The organism is Flavobacterium sp. N1736, from assembly GCF_025947065.1.
Lineage (GTDB): Bacteria > Bacteroidota > Bacteroidia > Flavobacteriales > Flavobacteriaceae > Flavobacterium.
On the sequence record NZ_CP109994.1, the window covers coordinates 562,387 to 585,117 of the forward strand.

The following is a 22,731-nucleotide window of genomic DNA, read 5'->3' on the forward strand; positions in this document are numbered from 1 at the left end:
CTTTTTTCAGTTTTTGTATTCTTGAAAATAAGTATCTAATTTTTCAAGCATTAGAGGTAAAGGATATTCATTATAATATTCAAAAGTATGGTCTTTTATATATTGCTCTGTATGCTGTTCGTATATTTCAGGTTTTAAATCTTTTAAATGAATTGAAGCGTTTTTGGCTTCATTCTCAAATAATTGCCATGTTTCTTTTCTTACAGAAGGTGTAAATATCGAGAAAGTTGGAACCTCAAGTGCTTTTGCCATATTTACTGCTCCGCCTTCATTACCAATAAGCATTTCGCATTGTGATAAAAGCGCTAAAAACGATCGTAATTCTGTACAATAAAGATCAAAAACAATGTGTTTTTTTGTTTCTTCTGTACAATAATTATATACTTCTAAGGCAAGATCTTTTTGGTCAGGAACGTAATTAAAAATAATTGTTGCATTGGTTTTAGCAACAGTAAAATCTATAATTTTTGCCATTCCTTCTAATGGATAGGTTTTATAAACCTCGCTTCCTAAAATTCCAAACATAATCAACGGCTTTTCTGCCGTATTGATATTATAGCTTTTTAAAAGATTTTTTGCTTCATTGATTTCAGATTCTTTCAAAAATATCTTTGGTTTTACATCTGTAATTTTTTCAGGAATAAAAGGTTTAAGCAGTAATAATCTGTTTTCAATTGCTAATCCGTGTTCAGATTCTACAGCATCAAAACGCTCATAAGTATAGTTGTAGATTATTTTTGTATATGATTTATAATACGAAACCTTATATTTTGCACCTGAAAATAAAGTAATCAGGTTGGTTTCTAATTTGCTGTAAACATCAATTACGGCATCGTATTTTTTTCGGCGAATTTGAAAAATAAATTTAAATAAAGAAGGAATTGATTTTCTTACTTTATTGGTTAATGGAATAATATTGTCAATATTGGGATTTTCTTTCAGTACATCAACAGAATTAGGATAGCACATATAATCTATTACTGAATCCGGAAACTTCGTTTTTAAGTTGTTGCAAATTATGGTACTTGTTAAAACGTCTCCAATTCTTTTTTGCTGAATGACTAATATTCTCATTTATTTTAAAGTTCAATTTTCAAGGCTAAATTACAAACTATTTTATGAAGTGCGCAACCGTATGATGATATTAAGGTTAAACTAAATTAAAAAAGTTATATTTTTGTGGCTAATAAATTAAAATTTACAATGGAAATTAGTGGTTTGGTTATTACTTTCAATGAAGAAAAAAACATAGGAAAATGTATTGATGCATTACTAAAAGTATGTAATGAAGTCATTATTGTAGATTCATTCAGCAAAGACCGAACTATTGAAATTGCCAAAGAAAAAGGAGCAATTGTTATTCAGCAAGCTTTTTTAGGAGACGGACCACAGCGTACGCACGGATTGCCATATTGTAAAAATGACTGGATTTTAAATCTGGATGCTGACGAATTTCTGGATAAAGATGCCGAAGAATATATTTTGAACAAAAAATATTTAGAAGGCAATTACGATGCTTTTAGTTTTAGGGTAAAAAACTTTCTGGGCAATAAATTAATTGACTTTTCAGGGTGGTATCCGGATCATAAAGTTCGTTTTTTTAATAAACAAACGGCTCATCCTTCTGACTCGATTGTACATCAAAAAATAATTACTCAAAACGAGAAAAAAGTAGCCGTACATATATTGCATTACGGTTGGGATTCTTTAGATCAGATAATTGCAAAAAAGAACCAATATTCTGGCTGGCATGCGCAACAATTATACGATCAGGGAAAAAGAATCAATGCTTTTAAACCTGTTCTTAATGGTACGGTAGCTTTTATTCGCTGTTATTTTTTTAAGAAGGGAATCTTCAATGGAATCGACGGATTATCGATTGCCATGATTCAGAGTTTTTTCTCTTATATGAAATATGCCAAGCTTTTAAAACTTCAGAAAAAACAATAAACTATAAAAATTTCAAATAAATAAAAATTCCAAATTCTAAATCTGTTACGATTGGAATTTGGAATTTTTTATTTGAAATTTCTTTTTAAAATTTATACTGCAACGTCGTATTCACGAAGTGCATTATTTAAAGAAGTTTTTAAATCTGTAGATGGTTTACGAGTACCAATAATCAACGCACATGGAACCTGAAATTCTCCGGCAGCGAATTTTTTAGTATAACTTCCTGGAATTACAACTGAACGTGCAGGAACAAAACCTTTCATTTCAACAGGCTCATCACCAGTAACATCGATAATTTTTGTTGAAGCAGTTAAACAAACATTAGCACCAAGAACTGCTTCTTTACCAACGTGAACACCTTCTACAACAATACAGCGAGAACCAATAAAAGCACCGTCTTCAATAATTACAGGAGCAGCTTGAAGAGGTTCTAAAACTCCGCCAATACCAACACCACCGCTTAAATGCACATTTTTACCAATTTGAGCACAACTACCAACAGTTGCCCAGGTATCAACCATTGTACCTTCGTCTACATAAGCGCCAATGTTTACATAACTTGGCATCAAAATTACACCGCTTGAAATATAAGCTCCGTAACGTGCAACGGCATTTGGTACAACACGAATTCCTTTTTCAGCATAACCTCTTTTTAGCAACATTTTATCGTGATATTCGAAAATACCAGATTCCCATGTTTCCATTTTTTGAATTGGGAAATACATAACAACAGCTTTTTTCACCCATTCGTTTACCTGCCACTTGTCACCAACCGGTTCTGCACAACGTAGTTTTCCTGCATCAACCAATTCGATAACTTCTCTAATAGCATCAGTTGTTGCTGTTTCTTGTAATAGAGCTCTGTTTTCCCAAGCTTGTTCAATTATAGTCTGTAAAGAATTCATAAGTTTTAATTTTTTGCAAAGATAACGTATTTGGCTAAAAACGAAAAAGTAAAACCATTTGAAAATGTTACAGATGTAACTTTTTGTTTTGAATTTGATAAATAATTAATAATCACGTAATCGCAAACCGAATTAAAAACAACCCTTAAAAGCTTTTTTAATATCATAATATGACAAAAGTTAGGTCTTGTGATTTTACTTCCCATTAATTTCGCAGCATGATTCCTAAAGAAGAAATTAAGTTAATCTGAAAACTGATTTAGGTTTTTTAAATCTATAAATTAACGGCTGAAAAAGTTTATATTTGTATTTGTAAATGAAACTACTATGGAAGCGATCAGATTAGAATTTCAGCCGGAGATTAAAGAAAAAGTATTAAAGCTATTAAGTACATTTTCTTCAGATGAATTGAGAATAATTGAGGAAGATTCCAGTTTTGAAGAGGATAAGAGAAAAGTACATGCTGCGTATGATAAATTAAAAAGCGGTAAAGAAAAGTTGTATTCCATAGAGGAAGCTGATGCATTTTTAGATAATATATTTTCTGAATATGATAGTTAATATAACTAATACATTTCTAGAAACATTAGCAGAGCAAGTTCAATATATTTATAAGGATAAACCAAAAGCAGCATTAAAATTCAGAAAAGAAATACTTAAAAGTATCAAAAAAGATTTAAAAAATCCATTTCATTTTAAAACATCCAAATATTTTGATAGTGAAAATATTAGAGATTATGTTTTTAAAGGCTATGCATGCATTTATGAAGTTGATTTAAATCAAAAGATAGTACATGTTTTTGGTTTCATAAAATATAAAGACTCCTTTTAAACTTTTAAAATTCCCTCCATATCTTCTCAAAAAAATAAATAATGCCAAGAATTCTCTCCATAGATTACGGACAAAAGCGCACAGGAATTGCTGTTACAGACGAAATGCAAATTATTGCTTCGGGTTTAACAACGGTTCCAACAAATACTTTAATTGACTTTTTAAAAGATTATTTTGCTAAAGAAAAAGTCGAAGCCGTTTTAATTGGCGAACCAAAACAAATGAACGGACAGCCATCAGAAAGTGCTTCGGTTATTAAAGGTTTTGTAACACATTTCTCCAATATTTTTCCGGATATGAAAGTGGTTCGAGTTGATGAGCGTTTTACTTCAAAAATGGCTTTTCAAACGATGATTGATAGTGGTTTAAGTAAAAAGAAACGTCAGGATAAAGGATTAATTGATGAAATTTCTGCTACAATAATGCTTCAGGATTATCTTTCGTCAAAACGTTTTTAATTTTACTCCCTTTCATATTTTCTTAGTCTATTATTTTTAGTAAAAACATAACTTTTATCATGTAATTTTAGTTTTTTTTTGCAATTATAAAAAGTACCTTTGCACTTTAAAAACAAATTACTGTTATGCCTGACAATACAATACGTTCCAATAGTGAAGTAGTGCTTATTGGAGCTGGAATTATGAGCGCAACTCTTGGATTAATCTTAAAAGAGCTGCAACCGGATTTAAAAATTGAAATTTACGAAAGATTAGATGTTGCTGCAGCCGAAAGCTCTGATGCATGGAATAATGCAGGAACAGGACATTCTGCCTTTTGTGAGCTAAATTATACTCCCGAAAAGGCTGACGGAAGTATTGATCCTAAAAAAGCGATAAGTATAGCAGAATCATTTGAGGTTTCGCGCCAGTTCTGGTCTTATTTAGTACAGCAAAATAAAATTCCGTCTCCTGATAATTTTATAAAAAGTGTGCCTCATATGAGTTTTGTCTGGGGCGATAAAAATGTAGAATATCTTAAAAAGAGATTCGAAGCTTTACAAAGCAATCCTATTTTTTCTCAAATGACTTTTAGTACCGATTTTGAGCAATTAAAACAATGGATGCCGCTTGTAATGGAAGGCAGAGAAGCGAATGAAAAATTGGCTGCAACACATATGGCTATTGGTACCGATGTTAATTTTGGTGCATTAACCAGAAGCATGTTCAATTATTTAGAAAAACTGGACGGTGTTTCTTTGCATTTTAATCACGAAGTTAAAAAGTTAAGACAACGCGAAGATAAATCATGGAGAATTAAAATTACTGATTTGTCAACCGGCGATACAAGAAAAGCATACACAAAATTTGTTTTTATCGGAGCAGGTGGAGGTTCATTACCATTGCTGGAAAAAGCAAATGTTCCAGAAGGAAACGGTTATGGTGGTTTCCCGGTAAGCGGGCAATGGCTAAAATGTACAAATCCCGAAGTTATTGCCAAACATGCTGCAAAAGTATACGGAAAAGCCAGCGTTGGAGCTCCTCCAATGTCTGTTCCACATATTGATACACGTGTAATTGATGGTGAAAAAGCACTTCTTTTTGGGCCTTTTGCAGGATTTTCGACTCGTTTCTTAAAAAACGGATCGTATCTTGATTTACCATTGTCTATAAAAGCAAACAATTTAATTCCGATGTTATCAGCGGGATTTCATAATATACCTTTAACCAAATATTTAATCGAACAGGTTCGTCAGTCGCCAAAAGACAGAATGAATGCATTGCGTGAATATTTACCAACAGCACGTTCTAAAGACTGGAAACTGGAAAGAGCGGGACAACGTGTTCAGGTTATTAAAAAAGATGAAAAAGAAGGTGGAGTTTTAGAGTTTGGTACAGAAGTAATTAATACGCATGATGGAACTTTGGCAGTTTTACTTGGAGCTTCTCCGGGAGCATCAACAGCGGTTTCGATTATGATTGACTTAATAAGCAGATGTTTTACCAATCAAATTAAGACACCGGAATGGGAGTCTAAAATGAAAAATATGATTCCTTCTTACGGAAAAACTTTAAATGATAAACCAGAGCTTTTACAAGAAATCAGAAAGCATACATCTGAAGTTTTAAAATTGAATAACTAATTAGATTAAAATCTATATAACAGCAAATCCAGATGAATTAATCTGGATTTATTGCTTTAAGGTCTTTTGTGTTCTGTAAAATCTTTTCAGATAGATTACTCATCCAGATTAGTTGTTCAATAACCATTTGGGCTTCCTGCATTTTTGCCTGACGTGTTTCTTTATCAAGTTCGTCATCCGTTGCCAAACGATTAAAATTGATACGTTTAAGTTCTTCAAATTGCAAAGTCACATCTTCTTTTTCGAAAAAAGTATCAGTGACAATAGTTTCGTTTCTTAAAATGGAAATAGCCTGATCCAGATTCGACAGTATAGTTTTTATAATATAATTAAATGATTCTGAGGCAGATGTTGTTTGATGCGCCTGAATATAAGTGGATAAAGAAGCTAATGCGGAAAGTAAGGAATGGTTTAAAACAACCAATTTATTAACCAATGGTAACGTTTTTTGCTTTGATTTTGGCTCTTGCATCATACGCTGAAAAGAGGTCATTAAATTTCCAATTTCTACAAATGCATGTTTTCTTGCCAATCGGTATGAAGTAGGAACTTCACCTTTCTTGTTATAAAAATCGGCAATTTGTTTAAGATAGTTTCTGTTAGAACGAACCGAATTTTCAATATGTATAGGCGTATTTATAAACTCCCATGCCGGCCATAAAAACTGATTGGCTAAAAAGGCTAAAACTGCTCCCGCAATTGAATCTAATATTCTAAATTGAATTACTTCGACAACATTTGGTGTTAGAATTCCGTAAATAAAAACGACATACATCGTTACAAAAGTGGCACTTATTTTATAGTTGATTTGTGTAAACGAAATTCCGAGTAACATACAAACAATAGAAAAAATACTCAGTAAGACGTGATTTTGAACTAATGAAACAATCCCAAAAGCAATTAATCCTCCTAAAATAGTTCCGAAGATTCTGTTATAAGATCTTTCCTTTGTTAAACCATAACCAGGACGCATAATGACAACGATGGTCAATAAAATCCAATATACATTTTGAAAAGGCAGAATTTTTCCAATAATAAAACCTATTAAAATAGTGATCGTCAATCGCAATGAATGTCTAAAAATAGAAGAGGAGAAACTCATATTTTCTGTCAGCGTGCGCAAAGGATAATATTGAGGAGTGAGGAATTTTTCCAACTCTTTATCTTTGTCTTTTAGTTTATAAGACTGCATGGCAAGTGAAAAAGCCCTTTGGATAATTTTTATTTTTCCAACTTGGTTTTTAGCATATTTCAACATATTGGTTAACATCAAAACACCTTCGGCAGCTTCATCTTTACCTAAAGTTTTTTCATAATCAAAAATGGCAAATTCAAGTGCATCAAGTTCATTTTTTAAATCATGTTTATCCACATAAACCGCAATATGATGTACATTTTTAGAAAGTTTTTTTAAGGTCGAAGCCAATTTGTAAGCCACATTTTGATACGTTCTTAAAACTTCCGGATGTCGGTCAAACTTTTCATGAAGTTTACTATGATCAAATGAAGTATATAAGGCAAGTTCCTGTATTTCAACAAGAGTAATAAAAACAAGCAGCATTTTTCTGTTCTGGCTGTTGGCTGCAGAGGTGTTTTGATTTCCAATAAGTACTTTACGTAAATCTTCATTAATTAAATTTAATTCAACCTGAAGCGCCAGTTGTTTTTCGATAATGGCAGTTCGTTTGGCTTCCGGACTCCATAAATCGCCTCTTAATTTTAAATATTTTGCCGTTAATTTTATGCCTTCAGCAATTTGTAATTCAACATATTTATAAGGGTGTACAAAATGAAACACCATAGATACGATTAAATATAAAATTCCTCCGATAAATATAAATCCTGAATATTGAAACGCTTCCCAGCCTTGGTGTAAATGCCCAAATGATAACGAAATAGAAAGTAATGCCGAAAATGAAACCAAAGTTGCTCGCTGTCCGTAAACAGAGATCATGGAGCATAGAAAAAGCAATAAGCCTAAAAACGGATAAAATAAAAATGGAAAAGGATAGGCTAAATTGACAAGGAAATTAACTCCCGAAACAATAAATGAAGCAACAATAAGACCTTTTATTTTATGTTTTAATGTACTGGGAATATCACTTGGATACGTAAAAAAAGCGCCAAGCGCAATGGTAAAACCAATTTCAAAATAGCCCAGAAAATTCAAAATTAAAACAGGAACAACAGAAGCAATAGTTACTTTTGAAGCGTTAAAAAAAGAAGTACTGTTTGTGAATTTTGTGATACGTTCGTACATAAAATGAGGTTTACTAGCAAAGGTAAGAATTGTACGAGTTAATTTGGCATAATTATGGATGAGATTTTAATAAGCAGTGAAAAATGCGATTAATGTGTGTTTAGAATTATTCATTGACTATTTTTTACTATTTTTGCCAGCTGAATTATGAGAGCAAATTTCAATGTTTTCAGCACATAATACTTAAATTAATACGAATGATTTTACCAATTGTAGGATATGGCGATCCTGTTTTAAGAAAAGTGGGCGAGGCAATTACGCCGGATTATCCCAACTTAAAAGAAACAATAGCAAACATGTATGAGACCATGTACAATGCTTACGGCGTAGGATTGGCTGCACCGCAGGTTGGTATGGCGATTCGTTTGTTTATTATCGATACAACACCTTTTAGTGATGATGAAGATGTATCGACAAAAGAGCAAAACGATTTAAAAGGCTTTAAAAAAACTTTTATCAATGCTAAAATTGTAAAAGAAGAAGGTGAGGAGTGGAGTTTTAACGAAGGTTGTCTGAGTATTCCGGATGTTCGTGAAGATGTTTATAGAAAACCAACTGTTACAATTGAATATTGTGAAGAGGATTTTGTAATGAAAACGGAGGTTTTTGACGGATTGATTGCAAGAGTTATTCAGCATGAATACGATCATATCGAAGGGATTTTATTTACGGATAAAATATCTTCTTTGAAAAAACGTTTGATTCAAAAGAAATTGAAAAATATTACCGAAGGAAAAACTTTTCAGGAATACAGAATGAAATTTGCTGCTGCAAAAAAAGGGAGATAAATGATGTTCTGAGAAAAGGACATACAAAAAGAAATTCTTAATACTAATTTTAATAAACATGAATTTAGAGAAAATTTTAGCCATTTCTGGGAAACCAGGTTTATATGTATTGAAAGTGCAAACTCGTACAGGTTTTGTGGCAGAATCATTATTAGACGGAAAAAAAATCACAGTAAACTTAAAAAGTAATGTAAGTTTATTATCTGAAATTTCAATCTACACTTACGATGGAGAAAAACCTTTAACGGAAGTAATGCAGCTTATTGCTAAAAAAGAAAAGAACGGTCAGGCAATTTCTCATAAAGAAGATAACGCTACATTAACAAGTTATTTTAAAGAAATTTTACCTGATTTTGATGAAGAAAGGGTTTATCCTTCAGATATTAAAAAAGTATTAAACTGGTATAACACGCTTGAGACAAAAGGATTGGTTACAGATTTGGCACCAGCGGTTACAGAAACTCCGGAAAAAACTCCGGTTGCTGAAGAAAAACCAAAAAAAGCTCCGACGGCTAAAAAACCAAAAGCTAAAAAAGAAGAATAGTAATTAATCTTCCATTAATATATTATCCTGTTAAGATATTTTCTTGACAGGATTTTTTACTTTTACACCATTAGGTTACAATCCAAAAAAACTTCAAAAATGAGTAAAGAACTTCAACTTCAGGCATTCGAAAGATTATTAATTATTATGGATGAACTGCGTGAACAATGTCCGTGGGATAAAAAGCAGACTTTGCAAACGCTTAGACATCTTACCATTGAAGAAACGTATGAATTGGGAGATGCAATTTTGGATAATGATTTAAACGAAGTAAAAAAAGAATTAGGAGATTTATTGCTGCATATTGTTTTTTATGCAAAAATAGGCTCAGAAACCAATGATTTTGATATTGCTGATGTTTGTAACGAAATTTGCGAAAAACTAATTCATCGTCATCCTCACATTTATAGCGATACAGTTGTAAAAGATGAAGAAGAAGTCAAACAAAATTGGGAAAAATTAAAACTTAAAGAAGGAAAAAAATCTGTTTTAGAAGGAGTTCCAAGAAGTTTACCGGCATTAGTTAAAGCAAGCCGAATTCAGGATAAAGTAAAAGGTGTTGGTTTTGATTGGGAAGAACCGCATCAGGTTTGGGATAAAGTGCAGGAAGAATTGCAAGAACTGCAAGTAGAAGTGACGGCTGGAGATCAGGATAAAATTGAGGCAGAATTTGGAGACGTATTATTTTCCATGATTAATTATGCCCGATTTTTAAATGTAAATCCGGAAGATGCTTTGGAGCGAACCAATAAAAAGTTTATTAAACGTTTTCAATATCTTGAAAGTAAAGCAGGTGAATTAGGAAAACCTTTAATGGATATGACACTTGCAGAAATGGATGTTTTTTGGAATGAGGCGAAAAAGCTCTGATTATTCGGCTAGCTTTTTTAATGCTTTTACATCTTTAAGAACAATTTTTTTACCAACTAATTCTATAAAATCTAATTTATTAAAATCAGAAAGCAAACGGATGCAGCTTTCGGTTGCCGTTCCTATCATTCCGGCTAATTCTTCTCTGGTTAGTTGTACTTTTAGGGTTTTATCATCGTTTATTCCAAAAAAGTCATGTAAATAAAGCAATGTTTCTGCTAATCTTTGTTTTACGGTTTTTTGAACTAATGCAATTTTATCATTCTCAGATTCTTTTAAATCCTCACAAACAGATTGCATTAATTTCATCGAAAACTGATTGTTAGTATTAAAAAAACCAATAATCTCAGATTTTGGAATAAAACAAACTTCCATATCAGCTATAGCTTTTGCACTCAGATTGGCAGGTTCGTTACTAATCATAGAACGCTGTCCTAAAAGCTCACCTGATTTTACTAATTTTACAATCTGATCTTTTCCGTTGGCACTAAGTTTTGAAAGTTTTCCAACTCCGTCTTTCACACAAAAAACGCCATTCGTGACTTCACCTTCTTCAAAAATTGACTCTCCTTTTTTAATTGTGTAAGTAGTTTTGCTGTTTGCAAGTTTTATAACTTCATCTTTATTTAAGGCTTGTAAAGAAGTTAACTGCCGTACGATACATTGGTCACATTTATTCATGACAAAAATTTTATGCGAAATTAACCAATATTCAGGTTTAAAAGCAGAATAATTAGAGAAAAAAACAATAAAAAAAGTTCAATCGTAATTTGCCCTTTTTATTTTAGTAAATTAGAATCATAATTTATTAAAGTATGATAAATATCATATTTATAGTCTTTTGCAATTTGTAAACTTTGCACAAGTTAAAAAAAACAAATTATGAGTGAGCAAAGTTGTTTTCATTGTGGGCTAACCATTACTAAAAATGAAGAAATCAATTTTGATGAAAAAAAGTTCTGTTGTAATGGGTGCAAAACAGTTTACGAAATTTTCAGTCTTCATGATTTAACTTGCTATTACGATTTTGAAAAATCACCAGGTGCAACTCCACAAGATATTCAGGGAAAATATGATTTTCTTGATAACGAAACAATCTTATCAAAAATTTTAGAATTTCAGGAAGGAAACACCGCTATAGTTTCACTCAATATTCCCCATATTCATTGTAGTTCCTGTATTTGGATTCTTGAAAATCTAAACAGATTACAACCCGGAATCAGCATTTCTCAGGTTAATTTTCCGGAAAAAAAAGTTCGAATTACTTATAATCTAGATATTGTTTCCCTAAAAACAATTGTTTATTTACTTAGTTCAATAGGTTATGAACCTTATATTAGTTTAGAAAACTACGAAACAGGCAAAAGTAATGTAGACCGAACGCTTACTTATAAACTTGGAGTTGCATTTTTTTGTTTCGGAAACATTATGTTGCTTTCGTTTCCCGAATATTTTGAAATAAAAGAGTTTTGGCTCGACAATTACAAACCATTCTTTCGGGCTTTAATTTTTATCCTTTCATTGCCCAGTTTTTTATACTCAGCAAGTGGTTATTATGTTTCGGCCTATAAAAGCATTAAATCCAAGATGTTAAATATTGATATTCCTATAGCGTTAGGAATTATTGTCATGTTTATACGAAGCACTTTTGATATGATTATGGATTATGGTCCTGGTTTTTTTGACAGTTTAACGGGTTTGGTTTTCTTTATGCTGCTAGGAAAAATGTTTCAAATTAAAACCTATAGTTTTTTGAGCTTTGAAAGAGATTTTAAATCTTATTTTCCTATTGCGGTTACAAGAATTAATCTGGATACAACCGAAGAAAGTTTACCTATATATGATATCGTAAAAGGAAATCGATTATTAATTAGAAATCAGGAATTAATTCCCGTTGACGGAATCTTAATTAGTGAAAAAGCTGAAATCGATTATAGTTTTGTAACCGGTGAAGCAGTTCCAATTACTAAAAAATCAGGCGATAAAATCTTTGCCGGAGGTAAACAAATTGGTAAAATTATCGAAATGGAAGTTTTACATTCCGTTTCGCAAAGTTATCTGACACAACTGTGGAGTAATGAAATCTTTCAAAAAAATGTCGATCAAAAACACAAAACAATTACCGATGCCATTAGTAGATATTTTACTCCAATATTATTATTAATTGCCTTTGCAGGTTTTGGTTACTGGATATTTATTGATGCCAATATAGCTTTTAATGTTTTTACAGCTGTGCTAATTGTTGCATGCCCGTGTGCATTGGCACTTACGGCACCGTTTACTTTTGGCAATATTCTTAGAATTCTGGGCAAACAAAAAATGTATCTTAAAAATGCTCTCGTTATTGAGCAATTAGCAAAAGTTGATACTTTAGTATTTGATAAAACAGGAACAATCACAACAAATAAAAAAGCGAATATTACCTATGAAGGAAATTTAATTTCAGAGGAAAATAATATTCTTATCAAAAATGTGCTTCGCGCTTCAAATCATCCTTTAAGCCGAATGTTATATGATTTTTTACCTGAAATAAAAAAGATTAAAATAGATGACTTTCAGGAAATAACAGGAAAAGGAATTCAGGCTATTATTGATAATAGGCAAATTCAAATAGGTTCTGCCGAGTTTGTCAAGAACTCCGTTTCGGATTCGTCAGAAATAGAAAAAACGTCGCTGCACATTAAAATTGATCATGTCTATTACGGCAGGTTTGTATTTAAAAATCAATATAGAGAAGGTTTACAGGAGCTATTTTTAAAACTTAGTAAAACCTTTCAAATCAAAGTATTGTCTGGTGATAATGATGGAGAAAGAGAAAGTCTCGAAGCTATTTTGCCAAAAAATACTGAATTAATTTTTAATCAAAAACCAGAGCAAAAACTGGAGTTTATAAAGAAACTTCAGGAAAAAGGGCAGAATGTAATGATGATTGGTGATGGTTTAAATGACGCTGGTGCTTTGGCGCAAAGTAATGTTGGCATTTCTATCTCAGAAAATGTTAACGTGTTTTCTCCTGCCTGCGATGCAATTTTAGATGCTGGCGAATTTTCACGACTCGATTATTTTATAAAAATATCTCATAAATCAATTTCAATTATCAAGATGAGTTTTTGCTTGTCGCTGCTTTACAATATTGTTGGTTTATCCTTTGCTGTTACAGGCAATTTACTTCCATTAGTTGCGGCTATTATTATGCCGTTAAGTACAATTACGATTGTAAGTTTTGTTACTTTAATGTCTAATTATTTCAGTAACAGTAGTTTAAAACGATTATAAATAATTGTTGTTATTATTTTTCCTACATTTAGCATTCTATTCAAATATGACAATTATCATATTTTACCTGCCTATTACCTATTAATTTTGTTAACATAAATTTAGGGTATGAGTGTCATTTATCTATTAATTTCAGTAAGTATTTTTGTCGCAATCTGTTTCTTCATTGCTTTTATTGTTGCTGTAAAATCAGGACAATATGATGATGATTATACGCCCTCTGTCAGAATGCTTTTTGATGACGAAACCAAAGTTATTTCAAAAAACAATATTTCACCAACCGAAGAAAAACAAGTATAATTATGGAAATGGAACAGTTTTATTACGACAACAAAATTGTAAAAAAATTCATTTACGCCACAATCCTTTTTGGAGTTGTAGGTATGTTAGTAGGCTTAACCTTAGCGGTTATGTACCTTTTTCCCAATATAACAGATGGGATTTCCTGGCTTAGTTACGGACGTTTAAGACCTTTGCATACCAATGCAGTTATTTTTGCATTTGTTGGAAATGCTTTCTTCGCGGGTATGTATTACTCGTTGCAGCGATTGCTGAAAGCCAGAATGTTTAGTGATTTTTTAAGTAATCTGCATTTTTGGGGCTGGCAGTTAATTATTGTTGCCGCAGCTATTACATTACCCCTGGGTTATACTTCATCAAAAGAATATGCCGAGTTAGAATGGCCAATTGATATTGCTATAGCGTTAATTTGGGTCGTGATGGGAATTAACATGATTGGTACTATGTTGCGTCGTAGAGAACGTCATTTATATGTTGCGATTTGGTTTTACCTTGCAACATTTGTAACGGTTGCCGTATTGCATATTTTTAATAATATTGAACTTCCGGTTTCGGCTTTAAAAAGCTACTCTGTTTATGCCGGTGTTCAGGATGCACTTGTACAATGGTGGTATGGTCATAATGCCGTTGCATTTTTCTTAACGACACCATTTTTAGGGTTGATGTATTATTTTGTTCCAAAAGTAGCCAATCGACCAATTTATTCTTATCGTTTATCAATTATACATTTTTGGTCTTTAATCTTTATTTATATCTGGGCAGGACCACATCATTTATTGTATTCAGCTTTACCAAACTGGGCGCAAAATTTAGGAGTCGCATTCTCTATTATGTTAATTGCACCTTCGTGGGGAGGAATGATTAACGGACTTTTAACTTTAAGAGGCGCTTGGGATAAAGTTCGTGAAGAACCGGTTTTAAAATTCTTTGTGGTCGCCATTACCGGTTACGGAATGGCAACTTTTGAAGGTCCGATGCTTTCATTAAAAAATGTAAATGCTATTGCACATTATACAGACTGGATTATTGCACACGTACACGTGGGAGCTTTAGCCTGGAACGGGTTTATGTCTTTTGGTATCATTTACTGGTTGATTCCAAGAATGACAAAAAGTAAACTATTCTCTAATAAACTTGCTAATTTTCATTTTTGGATTGGTACGTTAGGAATCATTTTGTATACTTTACCAATGTATGTGGCCGGTTTTCTTCAGGCTTCAATGTGGAAACAATTTAATCCGGACGGTACTTTAACGTATGGTAATTTTCTTGAAACCGTTACGCAAATCATGCCAATGTATTGGATGAGAGCTATTGGCGGTACTTTGTATTTAGTTGGTATGTTTACATTGGTTTACAATATTATCATGACCGTTAAAGCAGGTGAAACAATAGAAGACGAATTGGCTCAGGCGCCTGCATTGCAAAGAATAAGCAGCAGCAGAATAAATGGAGAAAAATTCCATTCATGGTTAGAACGAAAACCAATTCAGCTGACCATTTTAGCAACGATTGCAATTTTAATTGGAGGAGTGATACAAATTGTACCAACAATTATGGTAAAATCAAATATTCCAACTATTTCCAGTGTAAAACCATATTCACCTTTAGAACTTGAAGGGCGTGATTTATATATAAGAGAAGGCTGTGTAGGCTGCCATTCACAATCAGTGCGTCCGTTTAGAAGTGAAGTTGAACGATACGGGCCACAATCAAAAGCAGGAGAATTTGTATACGATCATCCATTTCTTTGGGGATCAAAACGAACAGGTCCTGACTTATTGAGAGTTGGCGGTAAATACAATGATAACTGGCATTTTAATCACTTTTGGAATCCGCAAAGTATTTCGGCAGGTTCAATTATGCCAGGTTATAAATGGTTATTTGATAATAAACCGATGGATATTTCTTTAACCCAAAAGAAAATGCAGGCAATGGTTACATTGGGAGTTCCGTATTCAGAATCCGAAGTTTCAAATGCAGTGCAAACATTAAGAACCCAGGCATTATCAATAGAGAAAAGCCTTGAAAACGATCCTGACTTTGTAAAAAGCTATGAAGAAAGCAAGAAAAAAGCTGCTGCAAGAGGCGAAAAATTTGTTCCAATGAACGAAAGAGAAATAGTTGCCCTTATTGCATACATACAAAGACTCGGAACTGATATTAAAGTAAAAGATACTTCAAAATTATAAGATTATGTTCGAACAAATAAAACACAATATGGAGAATATTTCGGGTATAGCCATTTACCCGATTCTTTCTCTGCTTATATTCTTTGTCTTTTTTGTATTCTTAGGCTTTTGGGTCTTTACTTATAAAAAAGAAAAAATTAAAGAAATGAGCCAAATACCCTTAAATGAGGAAAGTATTATAATTTCAAAAAATATTTAAAATGAAAAAATTTTTCCCAGTATATGTAAGAGTACCGGTGATTTTCTTCATCGTTTTTGGATTAATGGAATATTTTATAGATTCTGGAGACAGAGCTGCTTTTATAAGGTATCCAATGGTTTCCGTTTTTTTATTGGTATTTCTATTCATTCTTATTGCAATTGAAATTACATTAAGTGCTGTTAATCGCGTTATGTATCAATTGATGTCTCCGGAAGAAAAAGCTGTGGCAGATTATGAAGATAACCTGAGCATTAAAGAAAGTACCTGGTATAAAGATTTAATGCATAAACTTACCAAAACGCAGCCTATTGAAAAAGAAGGCGATTTGTTGATGGATCATGATTATGACGGAATTAAAGAGCTTGATAATAATTTACCGCCTTGGTGGGTGTATTTGTTTTACATCTGTGTCATTTTTGGAGTAATTTATTTTGCCCGCTATGAAATGTTTGGTGGTGATGATCAGGAAATGGAGCTAAAAAAAGAAATGGCTCAGGCAAAAATCGATGTTGATGAATACCTCAAAACAGCACCGGATTTAATGGATGAAAAAACAGTTGTTTTGCTTACGGATGCTCCAAATTTAGATGCAGGTAAAGAAATTTTTATGACAAATTGTGCAGCTTGTCACCGCGCTGACGCCGGAGGACAAATTGGACCAAATTTAACAGATAATCATTGGATACTAGGTGGCGGAATTAAAAACCTGTTTCACACAATTACAAATGGTGGTCGGGACGGTAAAGGAATGATCTCATGGAAAGGAACTTTAAAACCTAAAGAAATTCAAAAAGTAGCAAGTTATATCTTGTCTTTACAGGGAAGTAATCCAAAAGATCCAAAAGAATCAGAAGGGGAAATCTGGGTTGATGAAAATGCGAAAAGTGATGTAGCGACAAGTAAATCAGCTGATAGTACCGAAGTTAAAAAATAATAAATAATCATGTCAAATTTACCAGACGAAGCTTTTAGAGATACCATTGGAACTATTGATGAAGGTGGTAAAAGGAAATATATTTTTCCAAAAAAACCGTCTGGTAAGTTCTATGATTATAGAAAATGGGTTAGTTACATTTTATTAGTCATATTAATTGCCAATCCATTTATAAAAGTAAACGGAAACCAATTTATGATGTTCAATGTATTAGAACGTCGTTTTAATATTTTTGGATTTCCATTTTGGCCACAGGATTTTTACCTTTTTGTAATTTCAATGCTTGTTGGAATTGTTTTTATTATATTATTTACAGTTGTTTTTGGAAGAATATTTTGCGGATGGATTTGTCCACAGACTATTTTCTTAGAAATGGTTTTTAGAAGAATAGAATATTGGATTGATGGTGATCGTGGCGCACAATTGCGTTTATCAAAACAAGAATGGAATTCTGAAAAAATTAGAAAGAGAACGACTAAATGGATAATTTTCTTCCTCATTTCTTTTGGTATAGCAAATGTCTTTTTAGCTTATTTGGTTGGGAGTGACACTCTTTTTTTAATGATTGAGCAAGGACCAATTCAGCAGGCAAGCAATTTTATTGCCCTGCTTATTTTTACAAGTGTTTTTTACTTTGTTTTTGTTTGGTTTCGCGAACAGGTTTGTATAATTGCTTGTCCTTATGGCCGCTTGCAAGGCGTTCTTTTAGATAATAAATCGATAAACGTTGCTTACGATTTTGTACGTGGTGAAAAAGAAGAAGGTCGCGCTAAGTTTAATAAAAAAGAAGACAGAAACACTACAGGAAAAGGAGATTGTATTGATTGTCATCAATGTGTGCACGTTTGTCCAATGGGAATCGATATTAGAAATGGTACACAATTAGAATGCACAAATTGCACCGCTTGTATTGATGAATGCGATTCGATAATGGATTCTGTTGGTTTACCAAAAGGCCTTATTCGTTATGCTTCAGAAGATGAAATTGCAAAAAAAGAGCCTTTTAAGTTTACTGCAAGAATGAAAGGTTACACAGCAGTTTTACTGATTTTAATGAGTGTTTTTGTTGGAATGCTTTTTTTAAGAGCAGATGTTCAGGCGATTATTTTACGTTTGCCGGACAGCTTTTTCAGCATAAAGGAGATAAAATCAGCAATGTATATACTTATAAGATTGTAAATAAAACCATGAAAGATTATAATGACATTCATTTTGAATTAATTGATCAAAAGGGTGCAATTAAAAACGTTGGAAAAGAGCATTTTAAAATTATAAAAGAAGGAATTTCGCAAGGAACCCTTTTTATAGAAATAGATGAGGCAATTTTAGAAAGTGATAAAACAAAAGTTAAAATAGGAATTTATAATGGCAAAGATTTGCTTGAAACAACCACAACAAACTTTTTAGGGCCGCGTAGTTTTAATTAAAAAAATAATACCATGAAAATCAATTGGGGAACGGGAATAGTAATTGCTTTTGGGTTATTTATGACCTTTATTTTATACTTCGTTTTTGAAGTACAATCAAATAGTAAATACGATAATGATTTGGTCGTAGAAGAATATTATAAACACGATTCGCATTTTCAGGAAGAAATGTCCCGTATTCAAAATGCACATGATTTACAGCAAAAACCAACAATTGAATATATAGCGGAAGGCGTAAAAATAGTTTTTCCTGTAAAATTTGAAACTGATAAATTAAAAGGAAACATTTTGCTGTACAGGCCATCAAACAAGAAATTTGATTTTAACACGCCAATTACTTTGACAAATTCTACATTATTGATTCCAAAAAGCAAATTAATAAAAGGACGCTGGGATGTTACTATGGAATGGCAATATGATGGTAAAAAGTACTTATCAAAAGAAGTTATTTTTGTAAATTAATAAAGCAAAAAATGCTGTATTCTGCTTTTATATTTGGGTTAATTAGTAGTTTTCACTGTATAGGAATGTGCGGACCCATTGCTATGATGTTGCCGGTAGATCGTCAAAATGAAGTAAAGAAAGCAATTCAGATTTTTACCTATCACATTGGGCGTTTAATTGCATACGCAGTAATTGGTCTAATTTTCGGATTATTGGGCAGAGGCTTTTTTCTGGCCGGATTGCAGCAAAATATGTCTATAGTTATTGGTTTGTTTATGATAATTGTAGTTTTGATTCCTGAAAAAGTATTTTCAAAATATAATTTTTCAAAACCGGTTTATAAAGTTATATCAAAAATCAAATCCGGTCTGGGAAGTCATTTTAAAAACAAAAGTTATAAGTCACTTTTTATAATAGGTTTATTAAACGGCTTTTTACCTTGCGGAATGGTTTATGTAGCCTTATTTGGAGCAATTGCGATGCAAAGTGCCAGTTTAGGGATTCTCTATATGATCTTATTCGGATTGGGAACTATACCTTTAATGACAGCCGTTGTGTATTTAAATTCATTACTGAATTTGTCTTTTAGAAATAAAATTCAAAGAGCAATTCCTTATGTTGCTGTAATTATTGGCGTTTTATTTATTTTACGGGGTTTGGGTCTCGGAATCCCATATTTATCTCCATCAAATATGAGTTTGTTTGTTCAGGAAGTTCCAAATTGTCATTAAACCGTCATTGAAAACAAACTGGTTTCCGGAGATTTTCTTTTTAAATGTAAATCAAAAGCCATACAAATATTACGTACAAAAGGTTTTCCTGCTTCGGTAATTGTAATTTTATTTTCTTCAATAACGATTAAATTATCTTTTTCAATTTCTTTTAAATCCGCTTTCACATTTTCAAGCTCTTTAAAATAAAGAACTTCATTAGTCCAGGAAGTTTCAAATTCACATGTTAGATTCAAAATATGTTTTCGGATGATTAAATCCTCACTATCCAGAATATGACCTTTTACAATTGGCAATTTATCCCATTCCAGTAATTGATAATAGTCTTCTAGGTTTTTGGTGTTTTGAGCAAAACTATACCAGCTGTCACTAATAGATGAAACCCCTAAACCAATCATAAGCTGCGTTTTTGAGGCACTATAACCCATAAAATTTCTATGAAGTTTTTTGTTTTGAGACGCTTTATATAAACTGTCTGATTGTAACGCAAAGTGATCCATTCCAATCTCTTTATAAGCGTTTTTAAACAACATCTCCTTTCCGGTTTCATACAAATTTCTTTTTTCGGAATCTTTTGGAAGATTTTCTTCATTGAAACCACGCTGACCATTTCCTTTTATCCAAGGCACATGGGCATAACTATAAAATGCTAAACGATCCGGTCTTAAAGAATTTGTTTTTTCTATCGTATCTACAACATCATCAATGGTTTGAAATGGCAGTCCGAATATAATATCGTGACCAATAGATGTATATCCAATTTCTTTTGCCCAAAAAGTTACTTTGGCTACATTATGAAAGGGCTGAATGCGATGAATTGCTTTTTGCACTTTTTCGGCATAATCCTGAACACCAAAACTTACCCGACGAAAGCCTAAATCATATAATTTTTTAAGTTGATCATAAGTGGTATTATTTGGATGTCCTTCAAAACTAAATTCATAGTTTTCTGCTTTATTGGCATAACAAAAAAGGCCATTTATGAGATGCTCTAAATTGTTTGTCGAAAAAAATGTTGGAGTGCCTCCGCCTAAATGTATTTCTTTTATAAAAGGTTTTTCGGGAAGTAATTTGCAATATAAGCGCCATTCCTTGAGTAAAGCTTTAATATACGTTTCTTCTACAGAATGGTTTTTTGTAATGCGTTTGTTGCATCCGCAAAAAGTGCACATACTTTCGCAAAAAGGCAAGTGAATGTAAAGACTGATTCCGTTTTGGGAATTGCTTTCTGAAAATGCTTTTTGAAAAGATTCAATCCATTTTTCAGAACTAAAATTCTGTTCATTCCAATACGGAACAGTTGGATAACTTGTATATCTCGGTCCCGGAACATTGTATTTTTGAATTAGTGAAATTTTCATAAAAGCGCATTTTGGATCTATCAAAATTAGCACGACAGATCAAAATATAAAATGATAAATATCATATTAGCCCATAAAAAAAGAGGCCCAAAATGAACCTCTTTTAACTGAATTAAATAACTAACACTAAATAGAATCCTGAATGATTTTAAGCCATTTTTTTGCAAACATATGATCTTGGTAAGCACTGATTTGCTTAATTCTGTCATCGTCAAAATCATAGAATGGGATTGTAATTTTTTTTGAGTTTTCTCTTTCCTGAAATTCAAAATCAATTTTTAAAATTGTATCTGAATTTGCGTCAGTTGTTGAAACTAATTTACAGGATGAAACTGTTTTTAAATCGACAAATGATGATTCCTGTTGATTAGGATTAAAATTCATCAAAATAAATTTTCTATTTTTTTGATCTATCGTAAGCGTTTTATTGCTTTGGGATTCTGTTAAATCAAAATCCTGAGGATTTGCCGAATTGAATTTCTTTTGAATATTTAAAATTTTTGTTTTGTTTGCAGCGCTTGTTCGTGCAGAGAAATATATAGGCACGGCTACTATGATCGCAATCACAATACCAATTATAGTTACACTTGTATCCATTTTTGTTTTATTAAATTAAATTATATGAAATAGTAAACAGTTTTCTAATCGAAAAACGGTTTAATTAATCTGAGAAGAATAAATCTTCGCGTTAAAATTTCATGAATTTAACTACCAAAAATAATGGAAGGGATAGAGTAATAGGGATATTTTGCGGCTCTGATTTAATAATTGATTTGCAAAATTTGATTTTGATTTAACAACCTGATGTGCAGGAATTGTTATCAATAAAGAGTCAAACCATTTAACTAAAATAGGCTGAATGGTTTTAATATTTGCTGTAAACTGATAACTCGCTTGTGGCTGTATAAAATCAGATGCGTCAACATAATCATTTGAAAAATTCGTATCCGATTTTTCACTTTCAATTTTTTGTACAGTAACTTGATTTGCCTGAACAGCAAAAAAAGCCATGATCAAAAGTGATACAAAAATAACGGTTTTACGAATCCAATCCATGTTGGCGAAATTAGTTCATAAAATACAATAAATGAAATTTTAAAAAGCTAATTAATGTTAAAAAAGGACATAATTTTATCCTCAACAAGTATTATAGTCGAGGATAAATAGTTTTATTGCTGCATTTTAAAATAATAGTCTGCCGAATGTTTTCCGCTTCCATAGAATAAAAAGAAAATACAAACTAACAGAACTACTATTGCCAGAACTAAGCTTTCTGAATGCATGTTTCCTATAAAGTTTATGAGAACGGCTCCAAATAATACAGGTAATTGAGCCGCTATTGCCCAGCGCGTAAGTAACCCGAAAACAATCATAATTCCTCCAATCATGTGAGCTGGAGCGATATAATGTAAAAGAAACATTCCGCCTCCAAAACGATCAATGGGAGAAATTAAATCATGCAGGTACTGAATGTTTGTTACAAAAGAAACCCCTTTCATAAATAAAAAAACACCCAATACAATACGTACTAAATCTACTGGCAAATAAGTGTGCGAATTAGCCCATTTATTTAAACTTTTTACATTTTCCATGATACTACGTGATTAAAAATTACATACTAAGTTACTAATT

The 22,731-nt window shown here is 32.1% G+C and carries 22 protein-coding genes and 1 pseudogene; 15 read left to right on the plus strand and 8 right to left on the minus strand.

All coding sequences use genetic code 11. The features are described from left to right. Nucleotides 1–6: 6 nt before the first annotated feature. Nucleotides 7–1,074, minus strand: coding sequence for a glycosyltransferase family 9 protein (locus tag OLM54_RS02410; protein ID WP_264537020.1), 1,068 nt, complete (start codon nucleotides 1,072–1,074; stop codon nucleotides 7–9). A gap of 129 nt (nucleotides 1,075–1,203) precedes the next feature. Here OLM54_RS02410 and OLM54_RS02415 point away from each other — a divergent pair, with 129 nt between their 5' ends. Beyond that, a complete protein-coding gene (locus tag OLM54_RS02415; protein WP_264538603.1) occupies nucleotides 1,204–1,950 on the plus strand; it encodes a glycosyltransferase family 2 protein in 747 nt (248 codons plus the stop codon). Between the two features lie 92 nt (nucleotides 1,951–2,042). Here OLM54_RS02415 and OLM54_RS02420 read toward each other — a convergent pair whose 3' ends face one another. Beyond that, nucleotides 2,043–2,858 (minus strand): 2,3,4,5-tetrahydropyridine-2,6-dicarboxylate N-succinyltransferase, encoded by an 816-nt coding sequence (locus OLM54_RS02420; RefSeq protein WP_035683702.1) that lies wholly within the window; start codon nucleotides 2,856–2,858, stop codon nucleotides 2,043–2,045. A 327-nt stretch (nucleotides 2,859–3,185) separates the two neighbouring features. On the opposite strand from OLM54_RS02420, the gene OLM54_RS02425 reads away from it, so the two are divergent. The 4 genes from OLM54_RS02425 to OLM54_RS02440 all read left to right on the plus strand — a co-directional run bounded on the left by OLM54_RS02425 (nucleotide 3,186) and on the right by OLM54_RS02440 (nucleotide 5,770). Continuing rightward, the gene (locus OLM54_RS02425) at nucleotides 3,186–3,419 is read left to right on the plus strand and encodes a hypothetical protein (RefSeq protein WP_264537021.1); all 234 of its coding nucleotides are present in this window, start codon (nucleotides 3,186–3,188) and stop codon (nucleotides 3,417–3,419) included. Then, nucleotides 3,409–3,690 carry a type II toxin-antitoxin system RelE/ParE family toxin gene (locus OLM54_RS02430; RefSeq protein WP_264537022.1) on the plus strand — a complete coding sequence of 94 codons (282 nt, stop codon included), beginning with the start codon at nucleotides 3,409–3,411 and terminating at the stop codon, nucleotides 3,688–3,690. Before OLM54_RS02425 ends, OLM54_RS02430 begins: the two co-directional genes overlap by 11 nt. Before the next feature lie 41 nt (nucleotides 3,691–3,731). Next, the gene (gene ruvX, locus OLM54_RS02435) at nucleotides 3,732–4,148 is read left to right on the plus strand and encodes a Holliday junction resolvase RuvX (RefSeq protein WP_264537023.1); all 417 of its coding nucleotides are present in this window, start codon (nucleotides 3,732–3,734) and stop codon (nucleotides 4,146–4,148) included. A 125-nt stretch (nucleotides 4,149–4,273) separates the two neighbouring features. Then, nucleotides 4,274–5,770, plus strand: coding sequence for a malate:quinone oxidoreductase (locus tag OLM54_RS02440; RefSeq protein WP_264537024.1), 1,497 nt, complete (start codon nucleotides 4,274–4,276; stop codon nucleotides 5,768–5,770). Between the two features lie 37 nt (nucleotides 5,771–5,807). Here OLM54_RS02440 and OLM54_RS02445 read toward each other — a convergent pair whose 3' ends face one another. Further along, entirely contained in the window at nucleotides 5,808–8,030 is a 2,223-nt protein-coding gene (locus OLM54_RS02445) for an FUSC family protein (RefSeq protein ID WP_264537025.1), read from the minus strand. A 197-nt stretch (nucleotides 8,031–8,227) separates the two neighbouring features. Here OLM54_RS02445 and def point away from each other — a divergent pair, with 197 nt between their 5' ends. From def to mazG, 3 genes are all read left to right on the plus strand, one after another. Then, complete coding sequence (gene def, locus OLM54_RS02450; protein ID WP_264537026.1) at nucleotides 8,228–8,818, plus strand: peptide deformylase; 591 nt, start codon at nucleotides 8,228–8,230, stop codon at nucleotides 8,816–8,818. Nucleotides 8,819–8,876: 58 nt separating this feature from the next. Continuing rightward, nucleotides 8,877–9,362: a DUF5606 domain-containing protein gene (locus OLM54_RS02455; RefSeq protein WP_264537027.1), complete on the plus strand. Its 486-nt coding sequence runs from the start codon at nucleotides 8,877–8,879 to the stop codon at nucleotides 9,360–9,362. 99 nt (nucleotides 9,363–9,461) lie between these two features. After that, a complete protein-coding gene (gene mazG, locus OLM54_RS02460) occupies nucleotides 9,462–10,232 on the plus strand; it encodes a nucleoside triphosphate pyrophosphohydrolase (RefSeq protein ID WP_264537028.1) in 771 nt (256 codons plus the stop codon). Here mazG and OLM54_RS02465 read toward each other — a convergent pair whose 3' ends face one another. Next, nucleotides 10,233–10,913 carry a Crp/Fnr family transcriptional regulator gene (locus tag OLM54_RS02465; protein ID WP_264537029.1) on the minus strand — a complete coding sequence of 227 codons (681 nt, stop codon included), beginning with the start codon at nucleotides 10,911–10,913 and terminating at the stop codon, nucleotides 10,233–10,235. A gap of 201 nt (nucleotides 10,914–11,114) precedes the next feature. Here OLM54_RS02465 and OLM54_RS02470 point away from each other — a divergent pair, with 201 nt between their 5' ends. The 7 genes and pseudogenes from OLM54_RS02470 to OLM54_RS02505 all read left to right on the plus strand — a co-directional run bounded on the left by OLM54_RS02470 (nucleotide 11,115) and on the right by OLM54_RS02505 (nucleotide 19,738). Next, the gene (locus tag OLM54_RS02470) at nucleotides 11,115–13,508 is read left to right on the plus strand and encodes a heavy metal translocating P-type ATPase (protein WP_264537030.1); all 2,394 of its coding nucleotides are present in this window, start codon (nucleotides 11,115–11,117) and stop codon (nucleotides 13,506–13,508) included. Between the two features lie 108 nt (nucleotides 13,509–13,616). Beyond that, entirely contained in the window at nucleotides 13,617–13,808 is a 192-nt protein-coding gene (gene ccoS, locus OLM54_RS02475) for a cbb3-type cytochrome oxidase assembly protein CcoS (RefSeq protein ID WP_264537031.1), read from the plus strand. 2 nt (nucleotides 13,809–13,810) lie between these two features. Beyond that, nucleotides 13,811–16,000 carry a cytochrome-c oxidase, cbb3-type subunit I gene (gene ccoN / locus OLM54_RS02480; protein ID WP_264537032.1) on the plus strand — a complete coding sequence of 730 codons (2,190 nt, stop codon included), beginning with the start codon at nucleotides 13,811–13,813 and terminating at the stop codon, nucleotides 15,998–16,000. A 200-nt stretch (nucleotides 16,001–16,200) separates the two neighbouring features. Next, a complete protein-coding gene (locus OLM54_RS02490; protein ID WP_264537034.1) occupies nucleotides 16,201–17,136 on the plus strand; it encodes a cbb3-type cytochrome c oxidase N-terminal domain-containing protein in 936 nt (311 codons plus the stop codon). Nucleotides 17,137–17,145: 9 nt separating this feature from the next. After that, a pseudogene (gene ccoG / locus OLM54_RS02495) lies at nucleotides 17,146–18,563 on the plus strand (cytochrome c oxidase accessory protein CcoG). A gap of 12 nt (nucleotides 18,564–18,575) precedes the next feature. After that, a complete protein-coding gene (locus OLM54_RS02500) occupies nucleotides 18,576–19,025 on the plus strand; it encodes a FixH family protein (RefSeq protein ID WP_264537035.1) in 450 nt (149 codons plus the stop codon). A gap of 11 nt (nucleotides 19,026–19,036) precedes the next feature. Beyond that, nucleotides 19,037–19,738 carry a sulfite exporter TauE/SafE family protein gene (locus OLM54_RS02505; protein WP_264537036.1) on the plus strand — a complete coding sequence of 234 codons (702 nt, stop codon included), beginning with the start codon at nucleotides 19,037–19,039 and terminating at the stop codon, nucleotides 19,736–19,738. On the opposite strand, the gene hemN is transcribed toward OLM54_RS02505, so the two are convergent. The 4 genes from hemN to OLM54_RS02525 form a co-directional block, all read right to left on the minus strand. Beyond that, nucleotides 19,735–21,099 carry an oxygen-independent coproporphyrinogen III oxidase gene (gene hemN, locus OLM54_RS02510; protein WP_264537037.1) on the minus strand — a complete coding sequence of 455 codons (1,365 nt, stop codon included), beginning with the start codon at nucleotides 21,097–21,099 and terminating at the stop codon, nucleotides 19,735–19,737. The genes OLM54_RS02505 and hemN overlap by 4 nt on opposite strands. Nucleotides 21,100–21,225: 126 nt before the next feature. Beyond that, nucleotides 21,226–21,696, minus strand: a complete 471-nt coding sequence (locus tag OLM54_RS02515) for a hypothetical protein (RefSeq protein WP_264537038.1) — start codon at nucleotides 21,694–21,696, stop codon at nucleotides 21,226–21,228. A 111-nt stretch (nucleotides 21,697–21,807) separates the two neighbouring features. After that, entirely contained in the window at nucleotides 21,808–22,155 is a 348-nt protein-coding gene (locus OLM54_RS02520; RefSeq protein ID WP_264537039.1) for a hypothetical protein, read from the minus strand. 113 nt (nucleotides 22,156–22,268) lie between these two features. Then, nucleotides 22,269–22,691 carry a DoxX family protein gene (locus OLM54_RS02525; RefSeq protein ID WP_264537040.1) on the minus strand — a complete coding sequence of 141 codons (423 nt, stop codon included), beginning with the start codon at nucleotides 22,689–22,691 and terminating at the stop codon, nucleotides 22,269–22,271. Nucleotides 22,692–22,731: the final 40 nt, after the last annotated feature.